The organism is Trinickia sp. LjRoot230 (genome assembly GCF_964253315.1).
Lineage (GTDB): Bacteria > Pseudomonadota > Gammaproteobacteria > Burkholderiales > Burkholderiaceae > Trinickia.
On record NZ_CAXUQX020000001.1, the window covers coordinates 227,486 to 239,549 of the forward strand.

Consider the following 12,064-nt stretch of genomic DNA (forward strand, 5'->3'; position numbering starts at 1 on the left):
TTCGCTTTTTCTTGTGCCTATCTGCTTCTACCGAAGTGGCCGCCGTAGGGGGCCCTTCAGTCGTTTTTGAGCGCCAATGCTCGTTCATAGAGCGCGTGGCGCGAGGCGCCGGTAATCGACGCAGCGATTCGCGCGGCCGCACTCACCGACATTTCCTCGAGCAGCATGGCGATCAACGCATCGTGCGTCTGCGCGTCGGTATCGGCCGGCGCAAGCGGCGCGCCTTCCACGACGAGCACGAACTCGCCGCGTTGCCGGTTTGCGTCCTCCTTCAGCCACGTTGGCCCTTCGGCCAAGGTGCAGCTCTTGAGCGCCTCGTGTAATTTTGTCAGCTCGCGTGCGATGAAAAGTCGGCGCGCGCCGCCGAACGCGTCGGCGAGCGCTTGCACCGTATCGACAATGCGATGTGGTGCCTCATAGAAAACCATTGCATGAGGGTGCGTGGCGAGCCGCTGCAAGGAGGCTGCACGCTGCTTCGCTTTGCTCGGCAAGAAGCCCAGGAACGTGCAGGTTGGAGCCCAATCGCCGGTAACCGATAGCGCCGTCGTGATCGCGCTTGCGCCGGGCAGCGGAACGATGGTGAAGCCTGCTTCGCGTACGGCGTCGACGAGCTTCGCACCGGGGTCCGAAATGCCGGGTGTGCCTGCGTCCGAGACATACGCAACGCGTTCGCCCGCATGCAGATACTCGACGATGCGTTGCGCCGCGGTGCGTTCGTTGTGCTCGTGAACCGGGATCAGCGGCTTGTCGATGCCGTAACGGCTCAATAGTTGGCCGGTGTTGCGCGTGTCTTCCGCCGCGATGCGCTCGGCGAGGCCGAGCAAGTGCAGCGCGCGCAGCGTGATGTCGGCGGCGTTGCCGATTGGCGTTGCCACGATATAAAGCGCCGCTGCCGGGTAATGCTGATGTTGCGCGAGGTCGAGGAGGTCGGACATGAAACGAAGGGCGCTGACGAGCGAGGCGAGGGCGCCATTGTGCCATGCGCCTCGAAACGGGCGGGCGGCGGATCAACGCGAATGTGAGCGCGAGCGCGGTGTGGACAACTTTCGCTCGCGCGGCGGGTCGAAACGGCGCGGGAGCGAATTCGAAGCGGTTGCGCTCGATTACCTGCGGCGGCGAAGGCTCGAGCTTGTCGCGCGCAACGTGGCGTGCCGCGGCGGGGAGATCGACCTCGTCATGCGCGAGGTCGATGGCGTGCTCGTGTTTGTCGAAGTGCGTGCGCGCGCGGGCAATCGTTATGGCGGTGCCGCGGCAAGCGTCGGTCGCGAGAAGCAGCGGCGCCTCGTGCTTGCTGCGGAGTCTTTTCTGATGGCGCGCAACGATTCGACCAGCGCTTGCCGTTTCGATGTCGTTGCGTTTGACGGCAAGCGCGTGCTGTGGCTGCGCGATGCGTTCCGTGCGGACGGCGTATAGCCGGTTCGTGCGGCGAGTACGGTAAACTGGCGCGCTGATGCAACGGCGCTCAGCATGCGGGGCGCTGCCAATATAGAGAGGCGATGTCAGTCGAACGTATTCAACAGCATTTTCGCGATAGCGCGGCCCTTCAGCTCGATGCGATGGATGTGCTGTCGATGCCCATTGCCGCGGCCATCGACACCGTATTTGGTGCGCTTGCGAACGGCAACAAGATCCTTGCGTGCGGCAAGGGCGCGTCGGCAGCCGATGCCCAGCGTTTCGCAGCGTACTTGAGCGCTCGGTTTGAACGTGAACGGCCGGGTTTGCCGGCGCTCGCACTGAGCGCCGATGCATCGGTGTTGGCTGCGTTAGCCGAAGATGGCGGGCTCGATTCCGCCTATGCAAAGCAAGTGCGTGCGCACGGCCATGCGGGCGATCTGCTTTTGGTCGTGACTGCGACGGGCGATTCCGCTAACGTGCTGGCAGCGATCGTCGAGGCGCACGAGCGCGAGATGTTTGTGGTGGCGCTGACGGGGGGTGTTGCGAGCCGGATTAGCGGCGCGCTCGCCGACACCGATATTCACATTTGCGTGCCGTCCGAGCGGGTGGCGCGCATCCGCGAACTGCATGTGCTGATTATTCACTGCCTGTGCGACGGCATCGATGTGATGTTGCTCGGGGAAGACTGACCTTCGGAAAAGGGGAACTCATTGATGAACGCAAATCGCGTCGCGAAGACGCTTGTGCGAGCCATGCTCGCGGCGGGATTGGCTGCGTCGTTGGCCGTGACCTTGCAGGGGTGCGTGCTGGCCGTGGCGGGGGCAGCCGGCGGTGGGGCGCTGATGGCCACCGACCGCCGCACGCTCGGCACGCAGACTGAGGATCGTGAGATTCAGGTGAAAGCTTATTCGCAGATTGCGAATGAGTTTCCCGATACGGCCCATGTCGACGTGACGGTATTCAATCGCCGGGTGCTGTTGACCGGCGAGGTACCCGACGAGGCCGCGAAACAGCGCGCGGAAGCGATCGTCAAGGGCATCAACAACGTCGACTCCGTCATCAACGAGCTATCGGTCGAGCCGAAGAGTTCGTTTTCGACGCGCGCTAACGACTCCTATCTCGTCGCGCGTGTGAAGAGCGAACTGGTGGCTGAAAAGGGCATTTCGGCGAACGACTTCAAGGTGGTGAGCGAGCGCGGCAATCTGTATTTGATGGGGCTCGTGACGCAAGACGAAGGCAACCGTGGTGCCGATGTGGCGAGCCGCGTGCCGGGCGTGGTCAAGGTCGTGAAGGTGTTCCAGTACATCAAGCCGGAAGAAGCGCAGGCCGTATCGGCGACGGCCGGCGCGGCCGCGAACGCGCCCAGTTCGGCTCAACCGGCGGCGGAGCCTACGGTGGGCGCGGTGCCATCTTCGTCGATCAGCGCTCAGCCGCTTGGGCAGCAGGCGCCGGCGCCCGTATTGGATTCGACGCAGGTTCGTCCGGGCAATGCGAAGCGTAGCCAATGACGGCTCGCGTGCGGGCGATGTTGAGCATCAGGATGATGGCCGCCGCCGCGGCGGCAGTACCGATATCGCTGGCAGCGGTGTCCGCTGCCGCGGCCCAGCAGCCGGACGGATTCGTTATCGCACGAAGCAACGCGTGTCTCGGCTGCCATACGGTGGATCGTAAGCTCGTTGGGCCGTCGTTTCGGCAGGTGGCGGCGAAATACAAGGGCGATGCACAAGCGCTCGGCAAGCTCTCGACGAAGGTGCGTGATGGCGGTTCGGGGGTGTGGGGCGTCATTCCGATGCCGTCGCATCCACGGATGACCGATGACGACATCGATAAAGTCGTGAAGTGGGTGCTGGCCGGCGCTCCGGATAAATAGCGGCTTCGTCGGCTTTGGCCGACGCGCCGTGGCGCTTGTCAACAGCATCAGCCATGCTACAATTTTGGCTTCGTTGGGGCGGTAGCTCAGCTGGGAGAGCGTCGCGTTCGCAATGCGAAGGTCGTGAGTTCGATCCTCATCCGCTCCACCAACGGAATAAAGGGCTTAGCCGATGGCTAGGCCCTTTTTATTTGGTAGCTTCGCGTCGCTCGCAACGGGTGCCCCGTTCAATTCTCTTGCGTTCGCGATCCAGGAGGTAGGTCTTCGCAGCGATAGCGTGCTGCTGCTTCACGAACATCGGCGTGTCCTTGTAGCTCGCCTCCTTTCGCTCCCCGTGCTTGTTCTTCTATCCGACCCACCTGTTGCTCTTGCTGCAACGCCGGCATCGGTCCTCGTTCCAGCCGATGTCGTGGCCGATGTAACGCTCAACGCTGGCCCACACGTGATTTCGCCAAAAGCACACCCATCGAATACGGAGTCCGGTCCACATATGTTTTCCGAGGTTCGTTATTGTCCGAGTGCGGTACCGTTTTGAAGCGGCAAGACCTTGGGTTGCTCGCGTTGCTCGGCGAGGCTGAGCTCGTAGTTTGCCTGCAAGGTCATCCAAAAACGTGCGGTACTTACCCCGGCGCGCTCCAAACGCACCGCAAGGTCGGGGCGGATACCGGCATGCCCATTGATAACCCGAGACAGCGACGTGCGCGACATGCCGAGTCGTCGAGCCGCATCAGTGACTTCGATGCCAAGCGGCGCAAGCACGTCCTCGCGCAGCAGCTCGCCGGGATGGGGATGGTGCTTCATCATGGCGTATTCCTTAGTGGTAGTCCTGGTAATCAACTAACTCCACGTCGGGGCCGACAAACCGGAACGTGATGCGCCAATTGCCATTGACCCATATTGACCAGAAGCCTTTTAAGTCACCTTTGAGGGCGTGTAGCTTGTAGCTGGGATGGTTCAGTTCATCAGGGCTAGCCGCCGCGTCAAGTGCGGCCAAGATGCGGTTCAGCTTGGAGCCATGTGCTGCTTGAACGCCGCGCGTCGACCCAGTGCGGTAAAGGGTTTTCGGCCCATTGTGACGGAAGCTGATTATCTCATGGCGATAGTGTGGCGCGTGCCGATACGCGCGTCAATTTCATGACGGATGACTTTTCATGCACTGTTTGCGCTGCATTGCAGCGGCCGTCAACCACGAGAAACAGATTCCCGATTTTTAAAAAGGAGCTCTCATGGATCAGCGTGTCCCTCCGTCAATCCGCCGGTTGGATATCGACAACGTTAGGGAGATTGTTGGGCGGCTTACCACGCGTAAGCGCCCTGAACGACCCAAAAGCGTTTGGGTAGCGCGCGTTGAAAACGCGGAAAAGGCAGTTCGGGCGTTAGCCTTCATCGGTCTTGCCGAATGCTTGGTGCTTGCCTTCTTGAGCAGGGTGTTCGACAGCCACCCGCTCGTCGAAACGGTTCTTGCGCTGAGCCTGCTTGTCACGCTGCTGGGACTTGCGACGCTCATATCGCCGGTCGTACTATCCCTGCCGTTCTTCCGTACGCTCTATCGGACGCCATTCGCGCCGGTACTCGAATCTCTGACCGACGACATGAGGCTGGACTTGCCTTTGGTAATCGAGCTGATGGAGTGCGAGCGCGAGGCGGTCGAATACGTGCTCGCTCATTACCGTCATCGGCGGCTCGCGTTCGAGAAACGCGGGATGATGTTGGCGGGCGCCTTGGACAAAATGGGATTCTTTCCGGCGCTTGTTGCCTTCGCGATGCTCATGATCCCGACGTGGTCCCACCTCGATGTCTGGATTCGAGAGTTGGCGCTGCTGGTGCCGGCCTTCCACTTCCTCAATCTGCTGAGCTACGGGCTAACCGAGGAAATGGACCGTGCGATCGCATTGATCGAATACAGTCTCGGGGCCCGCGAGCGAGCTGACCAATTGGCCAGATGAACGGTTGCCGCCCGGTCGAGGGACGCTCCGGGGCGTCGGCCCTGATGCGCCCGACGGGCCCCTTCGCATATTCCACGCCCATCCCAGACGCGGGTGCCCTCCGTGCCATAACAGTATCGACCGAAGGGCCGAAGCGCCATCGTCAATCACCCTTCTTCCCAAGGGTTGATGACATCGAGGTTCACCGCCTCGAACGGACTCGTATCGCGAGCTGCCACAGCAAATTTTGTATCGAGCAGAATCATTCAAAGCTCACGGGCTTGAACGGAGTCTTATCGCGCACACGCAACGCACGACGCACATCATCCGGCGCGTCTCTGATCCAAACATCGGACGTTTCCCCAAAGCTATTTCTGGGACACGGCACGAGTTTTCGATAAGATTCGCCGTGAGAGCCCAGTCTCCGATCTCCCTCCGTTTGCGGGATCGACCGATGACCTCCAGCCTTCACCTCGTCGCAAAAAAGCGTGTGTGAGTTGCCGCATCGGCATGCAGCATTAATTAAATAAGTCCATTGGGCACGGGGCCAATGCATGTATTCGGTCGTTCATCTATTCATCAGGGGATTGAATGCCCGCATTCAAGCGGGAGGCTTCGCCACGCCCGTAATCGTTGCGCTTCTTTCGCTCTGTTTCATATGCTCGCCCACGCTGGCCGATTCTGGTTCCCCTCGCCACGCCGTTTTGCGCGTCCTCGCCTGGCCGGGCTACGCCGATGACGATGTGGTCGCCGCCTTCGAAAAGCGCTTCCAGGCCAAAGTCGAGGTCACGTTCGTTGACTCGGACGAAGCGTTATGGGCTCGCATGCACAGCGCCACACCACCGCCGTTCGACGTGTTGGCGGCCAACACGGCCGAGATCCAGCGTTATGCGCGCGATGGCCTGCTCGTGCCGTTGGACCTATCGCGCGTTCCGAACCGCAAGCGGCAGCGGGCAAATTTCCAGCGGCTGACCGACATCAGTGGGCTCGTCGAAGGGGACAACGCTTACGCGATTCCGTTTACCTATTCGTCGATGGGGCTCATCTACGACCGCAAACAACTCGCCACTGCCCCCCGCTCGATGCTCGCGCTATGGGATTCGCGCTACCGCGGCAAGGTGCTCGACTTCAACAGCGCGCAACACAATTTCTCGTTTGCGGCGCTGGCGCTCGGCTATCCCGATCCGTTTCATCTGTCGCCGAGCCAAATGCGAACCGTCGCACGCAAGCTTGTCGATTTGCGGCGCAACCTGCTGACGTACTACACGCTGCCCGAAGAGGCGACTGCGCTCTTCATTCGGCACCATGCGGCATTGATGTTCGGCAACTACGGCACGCAGCAAGTCGAGCTGTTGCGCCGCGCCGGCGCGGACGTTGGCTACGTGATTCCCGACGAGGGCGCGCTCGCTTGGCTCGATTGCTGGGCCATTACGCGCGGCGTCGGCAATCAGGCGCTCGCCTATGCGTGGATCGACTACATGCTCGAACCCTCCGTCGGTGCGCTCCTCACGCATCGCCAGGGCCTCGCGAATACGGTGACGCCTGCGCCCGGCGAGGAATCGCGCGCGGATCGGCATCTCGTCTGGATCGAGCAGGTCGAAAGCATCGGCCAGCGCGAAGCGCAATGGCATCGGATCGAAGCCGGCGACCGGTTGGGGAGCTTTCCGAAATGATCAAACTCGGCCTAACCTCCAGGCTCTCGATTCTGCTCGTGTGCATCGGCGTCGCCGCGTCCGGCGCGACCGGCTATTACGCGTATCGGGCCAACCGCACGATGCTGATGCGAGAGGCGGAGCAAAGCTTGCTGACTTCGACCCAACTGCTGAGCCAGCGCTTCATTGCCGCGCTCGGCGATGTCGCGGACGATGTTCTCGTGCTCGCAACCCTGCCCTCGTCAGCGGCGGTCGCACAAGGCGGCGACACTTCGCAGGCGGGCCGTGTAAGGCTCGCAAAGGTGTTTCAGCGCTTCATGACGCATCACCCCGAGTACCTGCAAATCCGCCTCATCACACGGGCGAACTACGGCGCTGAACGCATTCGCACCGATCGCAACGCGCACGGCATCGTCATCGCGCCTGACAACGAGTTGCAGGAAAAAGGTCACGCTCCGTATGTGTTCGATACGCTTGCGACGATGGCCGGCCACGTCTACGTGTCGCCAATCAGCCTGGAGCCGGGCCGTGTTCCGAACGCCGACTCGGGCAGGCCGACCGTGCGAATCGCGTCGCCCATCGCGGACGCAAGCGGGAACAAGGTGGGCGTGCTCGTCATCGATGTCGATCTGACACAGGTGTTTAAGCGGCTCGAACGCGATTTGCCGGCCGACTATCTGGTCTACATGGCGAACGAGTGGGGCGATTTTCTCGTTCATCCCGATCCGGCCCAGACGTTCGGCTTCGTACGCGGGCGGCGCGTACTGATGCACAACAGCTTCCCCGCGACCCTGCCGCTATTCGAGCACGTCGGCGGCACGAGCCTGACGTTCGACGGGCTTGCGCATCCGGATCACGCGCCGGCCCAGGTCTTTGCGTTTGTGCGCTCGCCGTTCGGCCTCGTCGACGGCAACCGCTTCGTCGTGCTCGGCCTCGCACGGCCGCTCGCGAATGTGTTGGCGTCCGCGAATGCGCTCGGGGAGCAAATCGTCCGGATGGTGCTGATTTCAAGCACCGTCGCGATTGTGCTCGGGGCGCTGTTCGCGCGCGCGCTGGCTCGCCCGCTGCGCACGCTTGCTTATGCGGCGGAGCACGTATTCGACGATCCGGCCGCCCGGCGGCTGCCGGTTTCCCGCTCGGACGAAATTGGTGTGCTCGCGCGCTGCTTCGACATCATGCGCACCGAGATCCACTCACAAATGAAGGCGCTGCGCGCGAAGCAACAGGCGCTGACCCATCTCGCCGGGCACGATACGTTGACCGGCTTGCCGAACCGGCTGCAGTTCATGGAGCGGCTCGAGGCGTCGATCCGCCATGCGTCGCTGACCGGCGACACGCTGGCCGTGATGTTCGTTGACCTCGATCGCTTCAAGCAAATCAACGATCAGCTCGGGCATTCCGCCGGCGACCAAACGCTTGTGGTCATCGCGCAACGCTTGAGCGCCGTGCTGCGCAGTAACGAAGCGGTGGCTCGGCTCGGCGGCGATGAATTCATCATGCTCGTGCCGGGCGTGCAATCGCCCGAGGCTATTGGCGATATTGCAGACCGCGTCCTGGCGGCGATGGACGACACCGTGGCGATCGGCCCGCATCGCGTATCGGTGGGCGCGAGCATCGGCATTAGCGAGTTTCCGGTGGATGGCAGCCATGCCGACGAATTGCTGGCGAAGGCCGACACCGCGATGTACGCCGCGAAGACATCGAACCTGCGCCGCTATGTTCGCTATCAGGAGCTTGCGGCGAACGATACGTCCCCCGCATGCGGCCAAGCGAGCCTGCTTGCGCAGCAATAGCGCGGGGCGGCGCAAAGCGGCACCTTTTGACACTATTGACGAAACAGGCTTCGTTATTGTTAATGGCAATTGTGTCACCTTAAAGCACCACTTATATGTTTATGATATGCATGCTATTGAGTGCTTGTTGATCGGGGCGGGCTTATGTTTGATGAAAATGACGATGCGGTGCTCGAAGTCCTTCTAGGAACGAAAAACCCGTGCTGGCGCCTCGGCAGCGACAGCAATGCGTTCGAATTAGCTGCGGTGCGTGGCTTGACCAATATCAGCATTGCGCTCACTGCAGCGCAGGCCGCACAAATCCGTAGCCTGACAGGCGTGACTTCGCACCTGCTGCTCGACGTTTCGCTCTATGGCAGTGCGCTCACGCTCCACCTCATTGGCAAAAAGATCAATGCCGTCGAATGGGCCGGGACGGCTTCGGACTATGCCGATGCCGTCTCTGTTGCGGAAGTGTTGTCGAATGGTCTCGCGGCGGCGGAGCACGTCGTCTCGGAGGTCAACTCGCTCGTCGTGATCCTCGACCGTACCGGCATCGTGCAGCGCTTTAACCGGATGTGCGAAGAAGTCACGGGCATGCGCGAAGTCGATGTCATCGGCAAAAGCGCATTTGAGTTATTCATGACGCCTGATCAAGGCGAGCAGTCACGCACCAATATTGCGCATTTTTTTGCGAACCGGCTGTCGTTCGAAGTCGAGCGCGTCATCAACACGGTCAAAGGCCCACGGCTCTTCCAGTTTCGCAATAAGTTCGTTCATAGCGGCAGCGGCATTGAGGAAGAATTCATCATCTGCTCCGGCACGGACATTACCGATGAGCGTGCCGCACAGCAGCGCCTAAAAGAGTTGGCCTCGACGGATGTGCTGACGGGCCTGATGAACCGTTATGCCATCAACGCAAAAATACAGTCGGCGCTCGAGAGCGCGAGCGGCGATGCCTCGCATACTGTCGGCATCGCGTTTCTCGACCTCGACAACTTCAAGCGCGTCAACGACCACTACGGGCACGTTAATGGCGATCGGCTGATCAAGCGCGTCTCCGAAATCATCGGCGCGTGTCTGCCGGAAGGCGCGACAGTGGCTCGCCTCGGCGGTGACGAATTCCTGATTTTGGTCGACCCGTGTACGCAAGAGTTGCTCGAGACACTTTCTCAAACGATCATCGACCGTTTGCGCGCGCCGATCCATTTGGATTTGGTGGACGTGTACACCAACTGTTCGATCGGCATTGCGCTCTATCCTCAACACGGCGATACGCTCGAGACGCTCGTCTCCTACGCCGATACGGCGATGTATGTGGCGAAGGAGGCAGGCAAGCATACCTATCGCGTCTTTTCGCCGGAAATGAATCAAAAAGTCGCCAATTACATTTGGCTCGATACGGAATTAAGGAAAGCGATAGAACAGAAGCAATTCGTTCTTCATTACCAGCCGTTGATCAATTTTTGCACGGGGCAGCTCTCTAGCGCCGAGGCGCTGATTCGCTGGCAATCACGAAGCCGCGGGCTGGTTGCGCCGTCCGAATTCATTCAGTTCACCGAGGAGTCGGGTTTGATCATCCCCATCGGTCGATGGTTGATGCAGGAAGCGGCCACACAGGTCGCGCAATGGCGTGCAAACGGGATCAACTTACGGGTTTCTGTCAACGTATCGGCGAGGCAGCTCAACGATACGGGCATCATCGATCAATTTCGCCGCATCGTCGAGCAAGCTGGCGCGGCGGGCAGCTTTGTCGACATCGAGTTGACCGAAAGCTGCTTCATAGAGGACGAGAAAGCGGCAATCGACCTGATGAAGCAATTCAAGCAATTGGGCGCGCGCATCCTGCTTGACGATTTCGGTACTGGCTATTCGTCGCTGTCGCAACTGACCAGACTGCCGATCGACGCAATCAAACTGGACCGGAGCTTTATCACCGGAATCGATCAGAATTTCCAATCGCAGTCGCTGGTGCGCTCCGTCGTCAGTCTTGCACGAGCCTTTGGATTCTCGATCGTCGCCGAGGGCGTTGAAACGGAGCGCGAGGCGCAATTTCTCAAGGACATTGGCGTCGACTACGCGCAAGGATATCTGTACGCGCGGCCGATGGCTCCTGAGACATTCGAAGCCTGGTGCTCCGATAAAAAGAAGCTCAGGCTCATTGCCTGAGCTCCCCGAACGGATCGGCGGTGGCCGATCCGTTCTGCACCAGCGTTTACGATACCGCCCTCAACTTCGACACTCGCCGGTCTTGCAGCACGACGAGCCGTTCCATGAATGCGATGTCCTTTTCTTCGAGCGTGAACGCGGAGTGCACCCAGTCTTCCGTGATCTCCATCAGTTCTGCACGCGAGAGCGGCAGCACCCGTTGACGGGCTCGGAGCATCGCACGCACGCCGTTGAGCTTTGGGCGCATTACGTCGATGAACGTCCGCGTCGCCAACAACGCCTCGCCGGGCTCGAAAACACCATCCACGAGCGATCGCTCTTGATGCCATTCGGCGCTATACGATTCTCCCGTGCTGATCAGCGTTTCCGCCACGCGCATGTTCGATTTACGTGCAACGAGCGAGTAGCCGCCCATGCCCGGGAACAAATTGAATGCGATCTCGGGAAACCCGAGTCGTGCACCTTTTTGCGCGAGCACGTAATGATGAGACAGCGCGGCCTCGAAGCCGCCGCCTAACGCGCTACCCTCGATCATTGCAATGGTTATCGCGCCCGTGCCGAAACCGTTATAGATTTCCCAGACCCCATCGATGCACGAGCGGGCATAGGCCATCAGTTTGTCGCGTTCCCGTTTGCGTATGGCATCGACAAAGAAACTGAGGTCGCCGCCCACATTGAAAATCGCGGGGACCTGCGAACCCGTCACCCAGAAATCGAATTTCAGCCCGGACTCGCGGGCCGTGCGAGCCAAGTGAATGATGTCCGATACCAGTTGCTGGTTGAAACATGGTCGCGGCTCGGAACGCAGCATCATCCACATGACGCGTCGGCCCTCTTCGTAATAGGCGGTGAGTTGGCTCAGTTCACCGGCTTCGTGGAAAGGCCGGCAGGCAAAGCTGACGTCGAATTGCATGATATTTCCCTTTTGCGTGTATGGCTTGAAATGGAATGGCCCTTTCGGGCGGATGTGCCTTTGGGCATCGCCATTTTTGCGCGCCGTAGCGCATCAGCCGAACGCAATCTAGAAAAATATGGGGGGCCGGAAACCATCTCGCGCTATTCGCATCGATGTTTATGTGGCGGGAAATTGGGTAATTCGCGTTTGATTGGAGTGCATGTCGAATTGGCAATCGTTTGCGTCGTTAAAAACGGCATTCCCGGCGCAAAGGAGACGCTTCATCGCATGCCACGGGAAACGTGTTGCGGCGACGCCAAAGCTTCCGTCATCGAGTGCGCTCGATTTGTGCAATCTGTTAAGGGCGTTTGAGCGACTGGAGCAGC

General features: G+C 60.4%; 13 protein-coding genes and 1 tRNA gene. 10 read left to right on the plus strand and 4 right to left on the minus strand.

From position 1 onward, the window contains the following. Positions 1-56: 56 nt before the first annotated feature. Complete coding sequence (gene rsmI, locus ACSQ20_RS01055) at positions 57-935, minus strand: 16S rRNA (cytidine(1402)-2'-O)-methyltransferase (RefSeq protein WP_436016638.1); 879 nt, start codon at positions 933-935, stop codon at positions 57-59. A gap of 37 nt (positions 936-972) precedes the next feature. Between rsmI and ACSQ20_RS01060 the strand changes: the two genes are divergently transcribed. From ACSQ20_RS01060 to ACSQ20_RS01080, 5 genes are all read left to right on the plus strand, one after another. After that, the gene (locus ACSQ20_RS01060) at positions 973-1,413 is read left to right on the plus strand and encodes a YraN family protein (RefSeq protein WP_436022826.1); all 441 of its coding nucleotides are present in this window, start codon (positions 973-975) and stop codon (positions 1,411-1,413) included. Between the two features lie 83 nt (positions 1,414-1,496). Then, the gene (locus ACSQ20_RS01065; protein WP_436016640.1) at positions 1,497-2,084 is read left to right on the plus strand and encodes an SIS domain-containing protein; all 588 of its coding nucleotides are present in this window, start codon (positions 1,497-1,499) and stop codon (positions 2,082-2,084) included. Between the two features lie 24 nt (positions 2,085-2,108). After that, a complete protein-coding gene (locus tag ACSQ20_RS01070) occupies positions 2,109-2,903 on the plus strand; it encodes a BON domain-containing protein (protein ID WP_436016642.1) in 795 nt (264 codons plus the stop codon). Next, positions 2,900-3,265 carry a c-type cytochrome gene (locus tag ACSQ20_RS01075; protein WP_436016644.1) on the plus strand — a complete coding sequence of 122 codons (366 nt, stop codon included), beginning with the start codon at positions 2,900-2,902 and terminating at the stop codon, positions 3,263-3,265. Before ACSQ20_RS01070 ends, ACSQ20_RS01075 begins: the two co-directional genes overlap by 4 nt. A gap of 75 nt (positions 3,266-3,340) precedes the next feature. Continuing rightward, a tRNA-Ala gene (locus ACSQ20_RS01080) sits at positions 3,341-3,416 on the plus strand. 356 nt (positions 3,417-3,772) lie between these two features. Here ACSQ20_RS01080 and ACSQ20_RS01085 read toward each other — a convergent pair. Both ACSQ20_RS01085 and ACSQ20_RS01090 read right to left on the minus strand, forming a co-directional pair. Next, a complete protein-coding gene (locus ACSQ20_RS01085; protein WP_436022828.1) occupies positions 3,773-4,066 on the minus strand; it encodes a HigA family addiction module antitoxin in 294 nt (97 codons plus the stop codon). A 13-nt stretch (positions 4,067-4,079) separates the two neighbouring features. Continuing rightward, a complete protein-coding gene (locus ACSQ20_RS01090) occupies positions 4,080-4,355 on the minus strand; it encodes a type II toxin-antitoxin system RelE/ParE family toxin (protein WP_436022830.1) in 276 nt (91 codons plus the stop codon). Positions 4,356-4,683: 328 nt separating this feature from the next. Between ACSQ20_RS01090 and ACSQ20_RS01095 the strand changes: the two genes are divergently transcribed. The 4 genes from ACSQ20_RS01095 (at position 4,684) to pdeR (ending at position 10,783) form a co-directional block, all read left to right on the plus strand. Next, entirely contained in the window at positions 4,684-5,211 is a 528-nt protein-coding gene (locus ACSQ20_RS01095; protein ID WP_436016646.1) for a hypothetical protein, read from the plus strand. A gap of 533 nt (positions 5,212-5,744) precedes the next feature. Next, a complete protein-coding gene (locus ACSQ20_RS01100) occupies positions 5,745-6,863 on the plus strand; it encodes an extracellular solute-binding protein (RefSeq protein WP_436016648.1) in 1,119 nt (372 codons plus the stop codon). Then, positions 6,860-8,635: a diguanylate cyclase domain-containing protein gene (locus tag ACSQ20_RS01105; protein ID WP_436016650.1), complete on the plus strand. Its 1,776-nt coding sequence runs from the start codon at positions 6,860-6,862 to the stop codon at positions 8,633-8,635. Before ACSQ20_RS01100 ends, ACSQ20_RS01105 begins: the two co-directional genes overlap by 4 nt. A 144-nt stretch (positions 8,636-8,779) precedes the next feature. After that, positions 8,780-10,783 carry a cyclic di-GMP phosphodiesterase gene (gene pdeR, locus ACSQ20_RS01110; protein ID WP_436016652.1) on the plus strand — a complete coding sequence of 668 codons (2,004 nt, stop codon included), beginning with the start codon at positions 8,780-8,782 and terminating at the stop codon, positions 10,781-10,783. Between the two features lie 46 nt (positions 10,784-10,829). On the opposite strand, the gene ACSQ20_RS01115 is transcribed toward pdeR, so the two are convergent. Continuing rightward, a complete protein-coding gene (locus tag ACSQ20_RS01115; RefSeq protein ID WP_436016654.1) occupies positions 10,830-11,696 on the minus strand; it encodes a crotonase/enoyl-CoA hydratase family protein in 867 nt (288 codons plus the stop codon). A 30-nt stretch (positions 11,697-11,726) separates the two neighbouring features. Here ACSQ20_RS01115 and ACSQ20_RS01120 point away from each other — a divergent pair, with 30 nt between their 5' ends. Continuing rightward, positions 11,727-12,050, plus strand: coding sequence for a hypothetical protein (locus ACSQ20_RS01120; protein ID WP_436016656.1), 324 nt, complete (start codon positions 11,727-11,729; stop codon positions 12,048-12,050). The last annotated feature ends 14 nt before the right edge of the window (positions 12,051-12,064 follow it).